This is a genomic window from Streptomyces hygroscopicus subsp. hygroscopicus, assembly GCF_001553455.1.
Taxonomy (GTDB): domain Bacteria; phylum Actinomycetota; class Actinomycetes; order Streptomycetales; family Streptomycetaceae; genus Streptomyces; species Streptomyces hygroscopicus.
In genome coordinates this window covers 1-17,758 of the sequence record NZ_BBOX01000241.1, presented here as the reverse complement: position 1 = coordinate 17,758, position 17,758 = coordinate 1, and the positions used below count along the sequence as shown (strand labels likewise).

General features: G+C 72.2%; 13 protein-coding genes and 1 pseudogene. 10 read left to right on the top strand and 4 right to left on the bottom strand.

Going from position 1 to position 17,758, the window contains the following annotated elements; translation table 11 throughout:
• The 4 genes and pseudogenes from AXW62_RS23800 to AXW62_RS23785 all read left to right on the top strand — a co-directional run.
• Positions 1-616 (top strand): annotated as a pseudogene (locus AXW62_RS23800) (tetratricopeptide repeat protein); the annotation flags it as partial.
• 41 nt (positions 617-657) lie between these two features.
• Positions 658-2,133 (top strand): vWA domain-containing protein, encoded by a 1,476-nt coding sequence (locus AXW62_RS23795; RefSeq protein WP_060946297.1) that lies wholly within the window; start codon positions 658-660, stop codon positions 2,131-2,133.
• Positions 2,130-3,059 (top strand): GlnX family signal transduction membrane protein, encoded by a 930-nt coding sequence (locus AXW62_RS23790; protein WP_060946296.1) that lies wholly within the window; start codon positions 2,130-2,132, stop codon positions 3,057-3,059. The genes AXW62_RS23795 and AXW62_RS23790 overlap by 4 nt, the downstream gene beginning before the upstream one ends.
• On the top strand, positions 3,056-4,342 hold the full coding sequence (locus AXW62_RS23785) for an ABC transporter substrate-binding protein (RefSeq protein ID WP_060946295.1): 1,287 nt from the start codon (positions 3,056-3,058) through the stop codon (positions 4,340-4,342). The genes AXW62_RS23790 and AXW62_RS23785 overlap by 4 nt, the downstream gene beginning before the upstream one ends.
• A 6-nt stretch (positions 4,343-4,348) precedes the next feature.
• On the opposite strand, the gene AXW62_RS23780 is transcribed toward AXW62_RS23785, so the two are convergent.
• Both AXW62_RS23780 and AXW62_RS23775 read right to left on the bottom strand, forming a co-directional pair.
• Positions 4,349-6,235, bottom strand: a complete 1,887-nt coding sequence (locus AXW62_RS23780) for a DUF8823 domain-containing protein (protein ID WP_060946294.1) — start codon at positions 6,233-6,235, stop codon at positions 4,349-4,351.
• A gap of 172 nt (positions 6,236-6,407) precedes the next feature.
• On the bottom strand, positions 6,408-8,987 hold the full coding sequence (locus AXW62_RS23775; RefSeq protein ID WP_252368700.1) for a D-alanyl-D-alanine carboxypeptidase family protein: 2,580 nt from the start codon (positions 8,985-8,987) through the stop codon (positions 6,408-6,410).
• Between the two features lie 231 nt (positions 8,988-9,218).
• On the opposite strand from AXW62_RS23775, the gene AXW62_RS23770 reads away from it, so the two are divergent.
• The 3 genes from AXW62_RS23770 to AXW62_RS23760 all read left to right on the top strand — a co-directional run bounded on the left by AXW62_RS23770 (position 9,219) and on the right by AXW62_RS23760 (position 11,637).
• Entirely contained in the window at positions 9,219-9,968 is a 750-nt protein-coding gene (locus tag AXW62_RS23770) for a GOLPH3/VPS74 family protein (protein ID WP_030835323.1), read from the top strand.
• Between the two features lie 377 nt (positions 9,969-10,345).
• Complete coding sequence (locus AXW62_RS23765) at positions 10,346-11,236, top strand: helix-turn-helix domain-containing protein (RefSeq protein ID WP_060946292.1); 891 nt, start codon at positions 10,346-10,348, stop codon at positions 11,234-11,236.
• 191 nt (positions 11,237-11,427) lie between these two features.
• The gene (locus tag AXW62_RS23760) at positions 11,428-11,637 is read left to right on the top strand and encodes a DUF397 domain-containing protein (RefSeq protein WP_060946291.1); all 210 of its coding nucleotides are present in this window, start codon (positions 11,428-11,430) and stop codon (positions 11,635-11,637) included.
• A 155-nt stretch (positions 11,638-11,792) separates the two neighbouring features.
• On the opposite strand, the gene AXW62_RS23755 is transcribed toward AXW62_RS23760, so the two are convergent.
• On the bottom strand, positions 11,793-12,620 hold the full coding sequence (locus AXW62_RS23755; protein ID WP_107406341.1) for a hypothetical protein: 828 nt from the start codon (positions 12,618-12,620) through the stop codon (positions 11,793-11,795).
• 178 nt (positions 12,621-12,798) lie between these two features.
• Between AXW62_RS23755 and AXW62_RS23750 the strand changes: the two genes are divergently transcribed.
• From AXW62_RS23750 to AXW62_RS23740, 3 genes are all read left to right on the top strand, one after another.
• On the top strand, positions 12,799-13,980 hold the full coding sequence (locus AXW62_RS23750) for an aminotransferase-like domain-containing protein (protein WP_060946290.1): 1,182 nt from the start codon (positions 12,799-12,801) through the stop codon (positions 13,978-13,980).
• An 86-nt stretch (positions 13,981-14,066) separates the two neighbouring features.
• The gene (locus tag AXW62_RS23745; RefSeq protein WP_060946289.1) at positions 14,067-14,846 is read left to right on the top strand and encodes an SDR family oxidoreductase; all 780 of its coding nucleotides are present in this window, start codon (positions 14,067-14,069) and stop codon (positions 14,844-14,846) included.
• Positions 14,847-15,161: 315 nt separating this feature from the next.
• Complete coding sequence (locus AXW62_RS23740) at positions 15,162-16,733, top strand: sodium:solute symporter family protein (RefSeq protein ID WP_060946288.1); 1,572 nt, start codon at positions 15,162-15,164, stop codon at positions 16,731-16,733.
• Between the two features lie 248 nt (positions 16,734-16,981).
• Here the strand turns inward: AXW62_RS23740 and AXW62_RS23735 are convergent, their stop codons facing one another.
• Positions 16,982-17,527: a GNAT family N-acetyltransferase gene (locus AXW62_RS23735; protein WP_174556421.1), complete on the bottom strand. Its 546-nt coding sequence runs from the start codon at positions 17,525-17,527 to the stop codon at positions 16,982-16,984.
• Positions 17,528-17,758 lie beyond the last annotated feature (231 nt).

The window sequence follows — 17,758 nt, the reverse complement described above, 5'->3', positions numbered from 1 at the left end:
GAAGGTCTCCCGCCACTACGACGCGGCGCGGATCGCCATCGTGCGGGTGCTGTCGGGCCGGCTGGGGCACCCCGACGCCCTGCCGACGGCCGAGGACCTGGCCGAGGTGCGGGCCCGGCTGCCGCGGCTGTACCTGGACGAGGGCCGGGAGTCCGGCCCGGCCCGCGACCGGCTGCTCGCGGAGACGCTGGAGGTGACGCTGGACTGGGCGGAGCGGCGGCCCGGGGCGGCCGGGCCGGTGGCTGAGCCCGCTGGGCAAGCCCGGCAGCCCCCTGGTGAGCCCGCTGGGCAAGCCCGGCAGCCCCCTGGACGACAAGGGGCGCCCCGGCGCCCGCGGCGCTGGGGTCGTCCGGCGTCAGAGCGGAAGGGGCGCGGCGCCGCCGCGCGGGAGAGGGCCCGGGCGCGGTCGGCCGTCGCCAGGGGCCGCCTCCCAGCGGTGGCCGGCGGAGGCTGGAGCGCCCCGGAGGCGAGCCGAGCCGCCAGAAAGGAACTGGTCGCGCTGCGCGCGGAGCTGGAGCGGACCCTGCGGCGGCTGGCCCGGCAGGCGGACAGCCCCGAGGCGCTCGGGGCGCTGGTCGACCGCGCGAACGCCATCAGGCCGATGACCCGCGTCTGACAGCCATCAGGCCGATGACCCGCGTCTGACAGGGGGATCAGATGAGCGAGGACCACAGAAGGCACGACGGACCGCGGGGCGCGGACGAGCCCCCGGCCCTCACCCTGCGGGTGCACCAGAACAAGTACCTGCCGGCCTCCGCGGGCCGCACCGAGATGCACGCCATCGTCAGTGTGCGGGCCCGGGGGCTGGGCCCGGCGGCGGCCCGTACCGCCGCGTCGGAGGTCATCGTCATCGACTGCTCGATGTCGATGAGCTGGCCGCCGACGAAGATCGCGGCGGCGCGGCGGGCCACCGCCACGGCCGTCGGTGTGCTCCGCGACGGCACCCGCTTCGCCATCGTCGAGGGCACCGAACAGGCCCAGGTCGTCTATCCGTTCACCGGCGGCATGGCGGTCGCGGGGCCCGACACCAAGGCCGCCGCCGCCCGGGTCGCGGCCCGGCTGCCCGCGATCGGCGGCACCGCGATCGGCTCCTGGCTGGATCTCGCCCGCCGGCTCCACGTCCGGCAGCCCGCCGCGATCCGGCACACCCTGCTGCTCACCGACGGCCGTAACGAACACGACCCGCCCGGCTATCTGGACCGGGTGCTGGACGCCTGCGCGCCGCACTTCACCTGTGACGCACGCGGTATCGGCGACGGCTGGGACGCCACCGAGCTGAAGGAGATCGTGCGCCGGCTGCACGGCAGGGCCGACGCGGTCCTGGAGGACTCCGCGCTGGCCGCCGAGTTCGAGGAGATGGTCTCCACCTCGATGGCCAAGGCGCTGGCCGGGGTGCGGATCCGGATCCGTGCCCGGGCGGGCGGCCGGGTCGGCTTCGTCAAGCAGGTGCACCCCACCCGGGTGGACCTGACCGACGAGGGCGTCCGTCCCGATGAGCGCACCTGGGAGTGGAGCGGCAAGGCGTGGGGGGACGAGATCCGCGAGTACCAGGTGTGTGTGGTGGCCGATCCGCGGGGTGATCCGACGGGCGAGGACGTCGAGCTGGCCGCCGTGGACCTGACGGTGGAGGGCGACACCGCGCTGCGGCCGCCCGAGCCGGAGTCGGTGCTGGTCCAGTGGACGGACGATGTGGTGCTGTCGTCCCGGATCGACCCCCGGCTGGCCCATTACGACGCCGACTCCGAGCTGGGCCATACCATCACGGCGGGCTGTGACGCGTACGAGGCGGGCGACCGGGACGGGGCCCGCCGCCTGTGGGGGCGGGCCGTCCAGCTCGCCCATCAGCTGGGCAGCGAGAAGATGCTGGCCCGGCTGAGCGGACTGGTCCACATCGCCGACGCCGCCACCGGCGAGGTGCGGATCCGCGAGCCCATCCGGCCGCTCGACCTCAACTCGGCGATCATCGTGTCGGAGGAGAGCGTCCGCTTCGCGGGCCCGGAGCACCCGGAGCCCGCCGCGCCGCCCGCCGCTGATGTCATCTGCGCGGCCTGTGGGCGCCGGTCGCCGGCCACCGCCGGGTTCTGCCAGCAGTGCGACGCTCCGCTGCGCGCCGAGCCGGGCGGTGCCGGATGAGCGGCACCCGTGCCTTCCTGGTGCGCCGGCTGGCCGCCCTGCTCGTGGTCACGGCGCTGGCGGTGAGCACGCTGCTGGCCGCCTACTACGGCGTCAGCCGCAACTCCGCGGCGGTGACCGACCGGTCCACTCCGGCGATACTCCAGGTCGCCGCCGCCACGGAGGCCCTGCGGGGCTCCTACCGCGAGGCCGAGGGCAGCCTCAACGGCTCCACCACCGATGTGGAGGGGCTCGGCGAGAACTACCGCACGAGGCTGTCCACAGCCGGCCAGAGCCTCGCCCAGGCGGTGAAGAGCACCACCGGGGGCGAGCCGGCCCGCCGGTCGCTGCTCACCGTCGCGGGCCTGGTCTCCTCCTACAGCGACATCATCGAGCAGGCATATGTGAACCGGGACAACGCGAATCTGCGGGCCGCCTACCTCTCCTACGCCCGCACCATGCTGGAGCGGAGCGACGGCGACATCCTGGGGCGGCTGCGGGCGGTGCAGGCCAGGCAGCTGCACGTCCTTGAGGAGCAGACCTCCTTCGGCTGGCTGTTGTCATGTGCCTGGCTGCTGGTGCCGGTGCTGTTCCTCACCCTGGCGGGGCTGCTCGGCCACACCCAGTACTTCCTGCGGCACCACTTCCGCCGCCTGGTCAACCCCTGGCTGGCGACGGCGACCGCGCTGCTGGTCGCCGTGGTGCCGCTGGCCGTCTTCACGTACCAGACCCAGGACCGGCTGGAGTCGGCGCGGACCACCCTGAGCGCGGACGACATCGGCTCCGACAGCGGCGGAACGGCGAAGGAGGTGGCGGACACCATGCGGGACACGCACTGGCGGGCCGGCGCGGTCGGCTGGATACCCGTGGGCGGCACCGCGCTCGCGGCGCTGATCGTGGCCGGTCTCCAGCCGCGTATCGACGAGTACAGGTTCCAGCCCCGATGAGCGCCGCGACCCGCTCCCGGCAGGCGACCGCCGCCGTCCTCGGGCTGTGGCTGGTGGTGCTGTGCGCGCTCACCGCGGGCGACACGGGCGTACGGCAGTCGCGCGGCGGCGTCACCGTGCTGGCCACCTGGACCGGCGCCGAGGGCCGCGCGTTCCGCGAGCTGCTGGACGCCTTCACCCGCGACCACGGCATCCACGTCGACTACCAGGGCACCACCGCGCTGCGCGAGGTGCTGTCCTCGGAGGTGGACTCCGGCACCCCGCCCGACATCGCCGTACTGCCCAGCTCGGGCGAGCTGGCGGCCTACGCGCGCCAGGGGCTGCTGGCCGAGCTGGACGGGGTGGTCCCCGCCGGGCGCGGCACGGCCTACGGCGGGCTGTGGACACCCCGGCTGCGGGCCGGCGGGCCGGTCTACGGCATCGCGGTGAAGGCCGATCTGAAGAGCATCGTGTGGTTCGACCGCCACCGCCCCGCGAGCACCCTGCCCGCCCTCGCCGCCGACGGGCGCCGGTGGTGCGTCGGCATGGGCGGCGACGCGACCTCCGGCTGGCCGGGCACCGACTGGATCGAGGATCTGCTGCTCCAGCAGCAGGGCCGGTCCGTCTACCAGGAGTGGGCGACCGGCGGACTGCCGTGGACCGACCCCCGGGTCGAGCGGGCGTGGCGGAGCTGGGGGTCGCTCTTCGGGAAGGACACCGCGCGGGCCGCGCTGACCACCGACTTCCGCACGGCGGGCGCCGGGCTGTTCGCTCCGGACCCACCGTGTGCGCTGGAGCACCAGGGGTCGTTCATCCGCGGCGGCTACCCCCGGCCCGCCGACGCGGACTTCGTCTTCTCCGCCGGGCTGCTTCCCCGGGCGGACCGGCGGTCCACCGCCCGGGAGGTGTCGGGGGACTTCGCCGCCGTGTTCCGGGACACCCCGCGGGCGCGGGAACTGATGCGCTACCTGGCCTCGGCCGACGCCCAGCGGGCCTGGGGGAGGAAGACCGCCGGCCGCAGCGCCCACCCGTTCTTCGCCAACCGCGACGTGCCGCTGGACGCCCAGGGCGACGACGCCGTGGACCGGAGGATCGCGACGGCCCTCCGGGACTCGGCGTCCCTGTGCCTGGACGCCTCCGACGCCATGCCCACGCGGATGCGGCTCGCCTTCCAGCGAGCCGCGCTGACCTACCTCAGCGACACCACCGAGCGGCCGGACGGGCTGCTGCGCAGCCTGGAGAAGGTCCGCCGGCGCCTGCGCGGCGACCCCGACCAGCCCTGGCTGTCGACGGTCTGCGGCTGACCGGGCTCAGGGCGCCATCTCGTCCGGGCAGGGCGTGCCGCGCGGCAGCTGGTACTTGCCCGTTATCCGGTAGATGCCGGGCCGGGGGGCGTGCAGCACCGTCCACTCGTCCTTCGGCTGGCCCTCCTCGGCGTCCTCGGTCTGCTTGGTGAGGCAGCCCTCCCGGTTGACCGGGAGACTGTCGTCGCCCTCCGGCTTCGGGGCCCGGACGCTGTCCCCGTCCGCGTCCACCAGGCCCAGCCACGGCGAGTACGGGATGCGGATCAGCACCGGGCCCTTGGAGCGGACCTTCAGCACCAGCTGATCGGCGCCCGCGCGCTGCACGGTGGCCGGCGGGTCGGCGATCTGCGTCGGATCCTTGACCTCGTACAGCTTCCAGTTGGCGTCCGCCCACACCTGGCGCAGATACGGCAGCCCGGTGCCGAGCAGCTCGGCCTCCCGCTCCGCCGCGGTGTCCGGGTCGTCCTTGGGCAGCACCACGTAGTGCACCGCCCAGCGCTTGAGCCACTCGTGGTAGGTGGCCGGGGTGAGGGTGTCCTCGCCGTAGAAGATCGGGTTCCGGTCCAGGTCGCGCTGGCGGTTCCAGCCGCGCGCCAGGTTGACGTACGGGGCCAGCGCGGAGGACTCGCGGTGACTGCGCACCGGGACCACCTCGACCCGGCCCCGGTCGGCGTTCTCCCGCTTGAGCCGGTCCACCAGCGGCGCCAGCTCACGGGCCCAGGAGGCCGAGGGCGTGGTGTGGACGACGTCGTCGCCGGTCTTGACGCCCTGCCACACCGTGACGGTCGCCAGCGCCAGCACCAGGACGGTCCAGCGGCGGCCCGCGGTCGAGCGCAGCTCGGAGCGCGCGGGCCTGCGCACCCCGGTCAGCACGGCGATCAGCACCACCCCGCCGAAGATCATGCCGAGACGGGAGATATTGGTGCCGATCTGGGAGGGGATCACCCAGGTGAGCACCACCCCGAGGCAGTAGAGCCCGGCCCCGACCCGCACCGTCGACCACTCGCGCGGCGCGCACAGCAGCACCGCCGCACCGGTGATGAACGGCAGGATCACCGACCCGAGGGACATCGGCTGCTCACCCGAGAACGGGAACAGCCACGCCGACAGGCCGACCACCAGCGCGGGCGTGACCCCGAGCGCGTACGCGGCGGGGCGCCGCTTGGTCAGCCACAGACCGGCGGCCACGATGCCCACGAACAGCCCGGCCACCGGGCTGGACATGGTCGACAGCGCCGCCAGCACGGCGGCCAGCACGAACCGCCCGGTCTTGTGGTGCCAGTGCCGGGACCGCCACCGCCGCGGCCAGGCGAAGATCACGGCCACCGCCGCCAGCCCGAACATCGCGCCGAGCCCGAAGGTCACCCGGCCCGAGATGGCGTTGCAGGTCAGCGCGAACGCACCGTAGAGGGCGGGCCACATCGGGCGCCGCACGGCACGGCTGCGCACCAGCAGCAGCGCGAGCAGCCCGGCGGACAGCGTCCCCGCGATCACCATCGTCGAGCGGACCCCGAGGACCGCCATCAGATAGGGCGAGATGACGCTGTAGGAGACCGGGTGCATCCCGCCGTACCAGGCCAGGTTGTACGCCGAGTCCGGGTGCTGGAGGGCGAACTCCGCCCAGGCGTCCTGCGCGGCGAGGTCACCGCCGCTGTTCGCGAGCAGCGCCACCCACAGCAGATGCAGCAGCGCGGCGGCGGCCAGTGTGGCGGGAACGGGGTGGTGCAGGCCCTGCCAGGCGCGCCGGAACAGCCCGCCGGACGTGGCCCGGTCCCCCTCCCGCTCCGCGTCCGCCGAGCCCGGCCAGCGCTGTGCGGGTACGCGTATTCGTGCGGTGGTGCTCTCCTCCGAGCCCCCGCTTTCATCGGCCCGTGTCGGATCCACGGTGGTCACTGCGGCTCTCCCCGTCTTCCCCCGAGGTCTGCCCCATCGTCCTCAACCCTGTGCCGGGTCGCTCCGGTTCGCATGCGGCGGGTCCAGGCCGGGGACGCACGCGACGCTAGCACGCGCGGGCGCCCCCGGGCCGTGTCAGGCCCCGGCGGCGTTTTGCGCCGGGGCCGCTTCGTCAGCTGATACGGGTCAGTTTCGCGCCGAACGACGGCTCGGACAGATCATCCTGAAGGGCCACCGGCGCCTTGAGCTGTCCGGGGCCCGTGCCCACGGTCACCTCGCCGACGACCGTGCCCGCCTTGGCGGAGTGCGGCACCTTCTCACCGCCGTCGCCGATCTTGATGTCGACCGTCAGCCCGGACCAGCCGACCGCCTTCAGATCCTTGGTGGCGACGACCGGCGTGGTGCCGCCGAGCCCGTCGTCGACCTGGCCGACGACGTCGCCCTTCTTGATGACGGTGGCCGAGGTGAGGGCGTCCTGGAGGGCGGTGATGATCTTGTAGCTGTTGGTCTGGGCGAGCTGGAGGCTGGCGTCGAGCGTGGTGGTCGCCCGCTGTTCGAGGACGACGCCGAGGATCCGCTGCTTCTTGCCGTCGATCGTCCGCACGGCGGCCCACATCAGCGCACCGCCGGCCGGGGTGGACGAACCGGTCTTGATGCCGATCACACCCGGCTTCACCAGCAGGTTGTTGTTGTTGTAGATCCGCTTGTCGAGCCCCGGGATATCGGTGTTGGGCGTCGCCACGACGGCCCGGAACGCCTCGGACTGCATCGCCGCCTTCGCCAGCTTCAGCTGGTCGGCCGCGGTGGACTTGGTGGACTCCTTCAGACCGCTGGGGTCGGTGTAGGTGGTGTGGTCCATCCCCAGGCTCTCGGCCGCGTCGTTCATCTTCTTGATGAACGCCTCCAGCGACCCCGCGTCCCAGCGGGCGAGCAGCCGGGCGATGTTGTTGCTGGAGTTGATCAGCAGCAGCTGGAGCAGCTGGTGCTGGGTGAAGGTCTGCCCCTCCTTGACCGTCGCCCGGGACTCGTCGCGAGACTTCGCCTCCGCGGCCGCCTGCGCGTCGATCTTGATCTTGGGGCCCTCCGCGCCGGCCTTCAGCGGATGGTCCTTGAGCACCACATAGGCCGTCATGACCTTGGTGACACTCGCGATCGGCACCGGCTTCTGCTTCCCGGAGGTGCCCAGCGAGCCCACGCCCTCCACCTCGGCGGCGGACTGCCCCTGGTCGGGCCAGGGCACCGAGAGCGCACTGCCGCCGAAGCGGTAGGTGGCGTTCGAGGTGAGCTTCAGCTCCGGGTCCGGCAGCGGCCGCAGCGCCTGGACGACGCCCAGGATGATCACGAGCAGCACGACCAGCGGCGTCCAGATCTTGACCCGGCGGACCACCGTCCGGATCGGCGTCTCCGGCTTGGGCGGCGTGTTGGTCAGCTGCGCCAGCAGATCGAGCGGTGCGGGCTGCTTGCCGTCCGGCGTCAGCGGCGGCAGCGGCTGCTGCCTGGTCCGCTCGGCCTCGGGAACCCCCGCCGGGGCGGCGGAGGGCGGCGGCGTGGCAGACTCGGTGGACGCAGTGGACGCGGTCGACACGGCGGACCCGGTGGACGCGGTCGACGCGGCGGACCCGGTGGGCGCGGCGGAGGGCCTCGGCGGGGCCGGGTCCTCGGGCGACCGCAGCGGTACGAACTTGCTGGTCCGCTCGTTGTCCGACTCCCGGACGGACGCCGCGCCGGACGCCTTCGCGCCGGTCGCCTTGGTGCCGGACGCCTTCGCGCCGGACGTCTGCTCGTCGGCCGTGTCGGCCGGGGTGCCGAGCGCCTTGAAGGCGGTGGTCGGCCGGTCGACGGCCTTCTCGTCCCCCTTGCCGGACTTCTCCGGGAGCACTCCGAAGTCGGCCGTCGGACGGTCGGCCGGTTTGCCGGAGGAGTCGTCGTCCGCGTCGGCCTCCCCGGACGCGCCCTTGGGCTCGCCCTTCCCGTCCTCCTCCTTCTTGGGCTCGCCCTTTTCCTTCTTGGGCTCGTCCTTGTCCTTGCGGTCGTCCTTCTCCTTGGACTCGTCCTTCTTCTCGGCCGTGCGCTCGGGCTCGCCACCGCCGGACGCTCCCGGCCTCACCGTACGGAAGACGGCCGTCCGCTGATCGACCGACGGCTGGTCGGCGTCCTTGCCGTCCTCGGCCCCTGACACGCCCTCGGCCTTCGCTGCGTCGGCCTTGTCGTCACCCGCCTTCGCCGCGTCAGTCTTCGCTGCGTCGGCCTTCTGCTCGTCAGCCCTCGCCCGACCGGTGTCCGCGGCCTCACCGGCGTCCGCTTCCGCCTCCGCGCCGGGCTCGGACGTCTTCCCCTTGGGTGACGCACCCGACGCGCCGGATGCGCCGCGCTCCTTCTCGGCCGCGCCCTTCGGCTCGGCCGCCGCCTTCGACGCCCCGGAATCTTCGCCGCGTTCACCATCGCGAACACCCGAAACATCCGCGTCACCCTGATCGGCCGCCGATGCCGCCGCTTCCGCTTCCGGCTCCGCCTCGGCCCTCGCCCCGGACTCCGCCTCGAACCCGCCGGGAGCCGGCTCGGGCTCATCGGAGCCCGACGGGAGGTCATCGGACACGACGGCGACCGCCGTCGAGCCCTTGGCCGCCTCCGCATCGCGCGAGACCGCGAGCCGCGGATCGCTTTCTCCCCTAGCCGTCTCCCCCGACGACTGCTGCTGATCCGACCTGCCGGGGGACTCGCCCGCCACCGATGCCTCCTCGATCTGTGTCACGGGACGCCCTACGCCCCATGGCGTCACGTCCCGCAGCCCAACCTCTACCAGTGTCCTGTGTGTCCGGCACGCGATCGCACAACGCCACAGCCGGAGAGCGTCCTCAGGTGCCCGCCCACCTGCTAGACGGGAACGACATACCTACCGGTTCCCACCCAAACCCCCCAGGCACTCTCGACAGACCAATGTGAGAGGGGTCACCCTGTCATTCATCCACGCGGGGAGGCATGGATGGGCAGGAGCCGCAGAACAATTCCGGAGGAGCTTCTGCTGCTCGCTTTGGACCCGACCACGGGTACCACGGCGCAGCCGCAGTCGCTCGACCTCGGTCTCGCCGGGGCACAGCTAGTAGAGCTGGCCCTGGCCGGACGGATAGCCCCTGACGGGGATCGTATCGCCGTGGTGCTGCCACGGCCGACCGGAGATCCGACGCTGGACTCCGCGCTGGAACTGCTGCGCCGCCGCGGCAGCCCGGTGCGCGCGGTCCACTGGATCGGCGGGCCCCGGCTGGGGCTGCGCCAGACGTACCTCACGCACCTGGAGCGCTGCGGCATGGTGCATGCCGTGGAGGGCCAGATGTGTGGCGTACTGCCGACGACGCGCTACCAGGCGACGGACACGGCGATCAGCCGGGAGATCAGGGCCCGGCTGGACAGCGCGATCCGCACCGGCGTACCGCCGGACCCGCGGACCGCCGCGCTCGCCGCCCTGGCCCACGCGGTCGGGCTCGGCAAGCACCTGTATCCCGGGAACGAGGGGCGCTCCTCGCGCTCCAGGCTCCGGGATCTGATCCGGCACGACCCGATGGGCGGTCTCGTGGCGCACGCCGTGATGGACGTGCAGAACGGTGTCGCGGCGCAGCCGCGGCGCGCACCGGCCGGAGGCCGACAGGCGGGCACGCGCGCCGCGGCGGAGCCCGCGGCCGGAGTTCCGGCCCAGCCGTCCCGCCGCGGGGGCATGGCCCGCGTCGGAGCGCGCTGACGCCCTTTCGGGGCACCTTCGCACCACCACCGCACCACCAGCCCGTCGAACGCACCAGCAGCCCGTCAGCGGGGCGGCGGACACCGTTCCCGGCACCGTCCGGACGGGGCCCCGGCGTCCGGCTCCGGGCAGCGAGCACCACCGACGCTCCACCGACCGCACCGCAGTCCCCATCGACCCGGTTCGGGAGCCGCTGAAGCGCGCGGGGTGGTGGGACGGCCTCTTGGACGACCGGCCGTCCCGCCGCCCCGCGCCGCGCGTTCGTCCACCGTTGTGCCACCGCCTTTGTGCGGCCATTTCCCAGCGCGGTCCCGTCCGGTAGTGGCAGGCTGCTGAACAGCAGGAATCAGCAGTACGAAGCCGGAGGTGCACGTCCCGTGACATCGAACGTCGGCCCCACTGTCCGGCGACGCCGGTTGGGCCAGGAACTGCGCAGGCTCCGCCAGGAGAAGGGCATGACGGCGGAGGAGGTGGCGGAGGAGCTGATGGTCTCCCAGTCGAAGATCAGCCGACTGGAGAACGGGCGCCGCAGCATCAGCCAGCGCGATGTGCGCGACCTGTGCCGCACGTACAAGGTGGAGGACAAGGCGCTGGTCGATTCCCTGATGCAAATGGCGAAGGAGTCGCGCCAGCAGGGCTGGTGGAACGCGTTCGGCGATGTGCCGTACAGCGTCTACATCGGCTTCGAGACGGACGCGGCGTCCCTGCGGGTCTATGAACCCCAGGTGCTCCCGGGCCTCTTGCAGACGCCCGAGTACGCGGAGGCGGTGATCACAGGCGCCCTGCCGGAGGCACCGCAGGACCAGATCGCCCAGCGGGTCCAGGTCCGGCTCAGGCGCCAGGAGCGGATCACCGATCCGCTGTCCCCGCTGCGGCTGTGGGCGGTCGTGGACGAGGCGGCGATGCGGCGGGTGGTCGGCAATTCGAAGATCATGAGCGATCAGCTGGACTATCTGGTCCGGATGAGCCACGAGCCGCATGTGACGGTGCAGGCGCTGCCGTTCGACATGGGGTCGCATCCGGGAATGAGCGGCCAGTTCACCATCCTGGAGTTCTCCGACGAGTCGGATACCAGCGTCGTCTATCTCGAGGGCGTGACCAGCGATCTGTATCTGGAGAAGCTCAGCGATGTGCAGAGCTACAGCATGATGTACGAGCATCTGCGGGCCCAGGCGCTGAACGCGGACCAGAGCCGCCAGTTCATCACCGAGGTGGCCCAGGAGCACGCCCGCCGGCACGAGGCGGGCGCGGCGGACGCGGCGGGCTGACGGGGGCGGGAATGCTCCGGTGCACAGGGCGAAGGGCGGAGGCTACACCTCCGCACAGCGCCGCGGAAGGGGCCACGGGGATATGCCATCCGGTCGAGTGAATGGCCCGCTTTCCGGACGATGTTGCCGAGTAACGTCGGTGGCGCCTCCAAACGGGGGTGTTCTCATCAACAAAAAGCATCGGAGCAATTGTGTCCATTCAGCAGGGAAAGACGAGCATGTGGGTGAAATCCTCGTACTCGGCCGGAAACGGCGCTTGCGTGGAAATCTCCTCCCCGGTCATCAGCGAGATCGCCGTACGCGACTCCAAGGACCCCCACGGACCGACGCTCAGCTTCGCCCCCGCATCGTGGTCCGCCTTTGTGTCCGACGTCAGCCGTGGCGCCTTCGACCTCGACTGATTGCCGTGACACCCGGCCGCGGCAGCGCGGTCGGTGACGCAGAGCCGCACGTCTGTGCCCGAGCCCTCTCGACCGGCCGCCGTCCCCGCCGAGAGGGCTCACGGCATTTTCCGGGGATTTCCGGTGGCAGGCTTCAACGGAGTTTCAGCGGATTTTCAGCGGAGTTCATTCACGTAGTGGTCCGTACCGGGAATCGTCGGAATGAACGGCGCCATGAATGCCACCCGGCCGAGCCCGGCATCGGCCACCTCACCGTCGAGACCGGTGAAACAGCGGTCCCAGCATTCCCGGGGATCGGACTGGAGGAACCAGAGCAGGGTCAGCCGGGTGTCGACCCCCTCGACCTGCCGCACGTACGACATCCGGTCCGAGGGCAGCGGGGTCGGCCGGAAGACCGTGACCATCGCGGCGGGCGAGCCCGCGAGCCGGCGCGGCAGATGCCTGGTTCGGAGCCAGGCGAGGAGTTCCGCCCGCCGCCGCGGGCTCCCGGCCTCGATCACCTCCAGCGCCAGTCCGGCGTAGGGGTGGTCCAGCGCGTGGTGGTCGCGCGGTCCGGCCGCCCCGTCCCGGTAGACGGTGGCCTCGTGGTCCTGGAAGGCCGTGAAGACGTGCGTACGGCCCTGGTAGACCCGCCCGTCCCGGCCCAGCCGTCTGTTGATCGCGACCGTCCACCGCATATGGTCCGCGTAGCGGCCCTCGGTGAGCCAGTAGACCGAGAGGTAGCAGCCGGCGGTCACCGGCCGGGCGATCGCCGACTCCTCCGGATAGCGCAGCAGTTGCAGCTCACGGGTGGCCACCCAGCGGCGGCCCGCGTAGATCCAGGGCATGGCCATCGCGCCCGCGATGAAGTGGTCGTCCTCGTACCAGCGGTTGTAGGCGTACTCATGGCCGGGATGCGGCTCGACCATCGTGATCAGGGCATGCCCCGGGCGCACCCCGTACGGGCCGACGGAGGCCAGTTCCGCGTACGCGTCGCTCGTCATGTCCCCCAGGTTTAGCTGACGTGGCGTCAGTTGGGGAGGGGTCGGGCGCGCCGGGTGAGCGGAATCGGACGGCCACGGGAGCACGGGCCGGATCCCGGACCGCATCGTGGACCAAGTGATTGCACCCCACACGATTCGCCGTAGGCTGCCGAGCACAGTCGCCGAGCCGAGGAGTCCCATGCGCGCCGATGTCCCGTCCCTTGCCGCCCGTGCCACCTCCATCGAGGGCTCGCCGGTACGTGACATCCTCGCGCTCACCGCCCGCCCCGAGGTCATCTCCTTCGCGGGCGGGCTGCCCGCCGCGAGCCTCTTCGACAGCGACGCCATCGCCGCCGCCTTCGAGCGGGTGCTGGCCGAGTCGCCCCACGAGGCCCTCCAGTACTCGACCACCGAGGGCCACCCCGCGCTGCGCGCCGCCACCGCCGCCCGGCTGACCGGGCGCGGGCTGCCGACCGGGGCCGACGACCTGATCGTCACCACCGGTTCGCAGCAGGGGCTCAGCCTCCTGGCCACGGCGCTGCTGGAGCCGGGCGACGTGGTGGCCGTCGAGAACCCGACCTATCTGGCCGCGTTGCAGTGCTTCGCCTTCGCGGGGGTCCGGGTCGTGCCGGTGCCCAGCGACGACGAGGGGCTCGACCCGGCGGCGCTCGAGACGGTCGTCGCGCGGGAGCGGCCGAAGCTGCTCTACACCATCCCCACCTTCCAGAACCCCACCGGCCGCACCCTCCCCGCCGAGCGGCGGGAGGCGGTGGCGGAGGTGGCCGAGCGGCACGGGATGTGGATCGTCGAGGACGATCCGTACGGGGAACTGCGGTTCGCGGGCTCGCCGGTCCCCTGGATAGCCGCCGGGGCGCGGGCCGCCGACCGTACGGTGCTGCTGAGCAGCTTCTCCAAGATCATGGCGCCGGGGCTGCGGCTGGGCTGGCTGCGCGCCCCGTCCGCCCTGCGCCGCGCCTGTGTGGTCGCCAAGCAGGCGGCGGATCTGCACAGCCCGACCGTGGCCCAGATGGCCGCCGCGCGCTATCTGGCCGACGCGGACCTCGACGCCCATCTGAACCGGGTGCGCCACGCCTACCGGGAGCGCCGTGACGCGCTGCTGGCGGGGCTGCCCGAGGCCCTTCCGGAGGGTTCGCGCTGGAACGAGCCGGAGGGCGGCATGTTCGTGTGGGCGTCGCTGCCGGAGGGCCACGACGCGACGGAGCGGCTGCGGGCGGCGGTGCGCTGCGACGTGGCCTTCGTGCCCGGCGCCCCCTTCTTCGCGGACCGGCCGGACCCGGCGACGATGCGGCTGTCCTTCGTCACGCACACCCCGGAGGAGATCACCGAGGGGCTGGGCCGACTGGCCAAAGCCCTGCGGTAGGGCCCCCGCGGCAGGGGGCGCGCTCTGGTCTTCTGACGGCGACCCGCCTAATCTGACGCGACGCCAGAAACGGGAGGGGTGCCACCATGCTGCACGGGAAGACCGTCGTCGTCTCCGGGGTCGGCCCCGGCCTGGGGGCCCGGGTCGTGGCCGCTTGCGTCCGCGACGGGGCCCGCGTGGTGATGGGGGCGCGGACCGAGGAGCGGCTGCCCAAGGTGGCGGAGGAGGCCGATCCAGGCGGTGAGGTCACCGCCTGGCGGGCCACCGACATCGCGGACGAGGCGCAGTGCGAGGCGCTCGCCGCGCTCGCCCTCGACCGTTTCGGCCGGATCGACGCCGTCGTCCACGTGGCCGCGCTGGACAGCCACTTCGGGGGGCTGGAGGACGCGGACTTCACGTCCTGGGCCCAGGTCGTGGACATCAATCTGTTCGGGACGCTCCGGATGACCCGGGCCTGTCTGCCCGCCCTCAAGCGGAACGGCGGCTCGGTCGTGATGATCGGCACCCAGTCGTCGTCCGCCGCCCCCAACGAGGTGCGCCAGACCGCGTACGCCGCCTCCAAGGGCGCGCTGACCTCCGCCATGTACGCGCTCGCGCGGGAGCTGGGTCCGCACCGGATACGGGTCAACACGGTGCAGCCGGGCTGGATGTGGGGGCCGCCGGCGCGGGCGTACGTGACCTTCACCGCGCAGACCGAGGGCGTGAGCGAGGCGGAGGTGCTCAGCCGGCTCACGGACCGGATGGCGCTGCCCGACCTGGCGACGGACGGGGATGTGGCGGAGGCCGCGGTGTTCCTGGCCTCCGACCGGGCCCGGTCGATCACCGGGCAGTCGCTGCTGGTGAACGCCGGTGAACTGATGCGTTAGCGCGACTCCTGTCCGGCCTTTCGGGATCCCGCTCCCGTTACGACCCATCGATCGGTGGGCGTGCGTCTGACGAAGTGCCCGCTCATCGTGGGTTCACGGGCCCGTGCGCGACAACGGCCCGTCAGGCCAAGAAAGAGTAAAAAAGTTTTTCTTTCTGACTTCCGTTCACACTCGTGACCCATGGAACCCTTGACCGGTCACTCGTGGGAGCGGTTCAATCCCGGAAGTACCCCGCTCCCGCTCGGGGGAACCGCCCCTGGGACACGTCGCCGGCGAAGTGCGCTCCCGTTCATATGGCGGACCCCTGGAGGGGACATGAACAGTCTCGACTGGGTCGTACTGATCAGCTACTTCGGCGTCATGGTCGCCATCGGCCTCTGGTCCCACAAGCGTGTGGACAACGTCAGCGACTTCTTCACCGCCGGCGGCAAGATGCCGTGGTGGCTGTCCGGGATCTCGCACCACATGTCCGGGTACAGCGCGGTGATGTTCACCGGATACGCGGCCATCTCCTACCAATACGGCATCACCTCCTACGTCACCTGGTCCTTCCCGATCGCCATCGGCATCGCGATCGGCGCGCACCTCTTCGCGCCGCGCCTCAACCGGGTGCGCAGCAGGCTCAAGGTGGCCTCACCGCTCGAATACCTCAAGAGCCGCTACAACGTCCCCACCCAGCAGGCGCTGGCCTGGTCCGGGGTGCTGTTGAAGATCGTCGACGTGGGCGCCAAATGGGCCGCCATCGCCACCCTGCTGTCCGTCTTCACCGGCGTCTCGCTCAACCAGGGCATCCTCATCACCGGTGCGGTCACCGCCGTCTACTGCACGGTCGGCGGTCTGTGGGCCGACGCGCTGACCGAACTCGGCCAGTTCATCATCCAGTTCGTGGCGGGCATCGCGATGCTGGTCGCCGTGCTCCACGAACTGGACGGCTTCAGCACCTTCTGGACTGTCTGGGACGACCTCCCCAGCAGCCACCACCAGCCGACCGTCGGCCCGTACACCCTGACCTTCCTGCTCGCCTACCTGTTCATCAAGACCTTCGAGTACAACGGCGGCATGTGGAACCAGGCGCAGCGCTACATGGCGACCGACAGCGCCCACTCCGCCAAGCGCTCGGCCCGGCTTTCGGCCGTTCTGTGGTTCGTCTGGCCGCTGGTGCTGTTCTTCCCCATGTGGGTCGCACCGCTGATCATCAAGGCGGACAAGCCCGCCGACTCCTACGCCGACATGGCCCAACACCTGCTGCCGCACGGTCTGCTGGGCCTGGTCATCGTCGGCTTCTTCTCGCACACCATGGCGATGTGCTCCTCGGACGCCAACGCGATCGCGGCCGTGGTGACCCGGGACATCATGCCCGCGCTCTTCAGGTCCGTCCGGGCATGGTCCACCCGCACCGGACTGCTCGCCGCCCGCTACACCACCCTGCTGTTCCTGGCCCTGTCCATGGCCATCGCCACCCAGGTCAACTCCCCCTTCTTCGGCGACATCATCACCGTGGTGATCAAGTGGGTCGCCGGGCTGATGGGGCCGATCGCGATCCCGCTGATCCTGGGCATGCTGCGCGCCTTCCGCAGGTCCGGTCCGACGGCGGCGCTGGTCAGCTGGGCCATGGGGCTGATCGCCTTCTACCTGGTCAACTACCCGATCAACGACGCGGTGGACGGGGGCGTCAACCTCGAGTACCAGATCTCGGTACCGCTCGCCGTCTCGCTCGTGCTCTTCATCATGATCGGCTACCTCAAGCCGGAGGACACCCCGGAGCGCGACGCCATCCTGGCCTCGCTCAACTCGGATGACGACGGGCCGGGTTCGGCCGGTGCCGCGCTGTCGGCGCCGGGGCAGGACGCGGCCGGCCGCACGTCGGTCGCGGGCGCCGCGGACTGACGCCTTCCGCCCGCGGCGGCCACGACCCGGGCCGCCGGTCCCCGCCCGGCGCGGGGTGACCGGCGGCCGGGGTCCGCTGTTTTCCGGCCCCGTCGCGGTGCGCGTGTCGCCGTTGCGGTGCCCGGCCCCGGTTGCGGTTCCCGTTGCGGTTCCCGGATCGGTTCGCGGTTCCCGGCCCCGTCGCCTTGGGGCCCCGGCCGCGACGCGGCGCCCCGTCGCCGTCCCCCGTCGCCGTTGCCCGTCCCGCGTCACCGCTCGCCGTGGGCCGCCGGTCCGGTCGTCAGATCGCGCTGCATGAGGTGGGTGTCGATCCAGCGTCCGTGCTTGTGCCCGACCCCGGCCAGTCGGCCCGCCGGGGTGAAGCCGAAGCGCCGGTGCAGGGCGACCGAGGCGTCGCTGCCGGTGTCGGCGATGACGGCGACCACCTGCCGTACGCCCGCCGTGGCGCAGCGGGTGAGCAGGGTGCCGAGCAGCGCGGCTCCGAGCCCGGCGCCGGTGCGTCCGGAGGCGAGGTAGATGCTGTCCTCGACGGTGTGGCGGTACGCGGGCTTGGGGCGCCAGGGTCCGGCGTAGGCGTATCCGGCGACCGTAAGGCCGTCGTCCCCGGGGACCTCGGCGACCAGGAACGGCAGCCCCCGGCCGGTCAGCTCCACCAGCCGGTGCTCCCAGTCGTCGGCGGTGGGCGGGATCTCCTCGAAGGTCGCGACGGTTTGGGTGACGTAGTGACCGAAGATCGCGGCTATGGCGCCCAGGTCGGCGTGGGTGGCGTCACGTATGACGGCGGCGGCGTTCACGGGCCTACCTTACGGTCGGGTGCTCCGGGCGGGCCGAAGCGCATGAGACGCCGGGGCCGAGGTCAGGCGTCTCGGCCGGTCCGGGCAGCCCTTCCCTCCCGTCCCCGCCCCGCGCGCCGTAAGGCGGCCATGGGAGGGGACCGGTTCCGTACGGCGGGTGGCCGCCACCGGTGCGGGCGCGGCGGAGCGGCGGCCGGAGCGGACTCATGCCCGCCGGTAGTGGCGGACCCC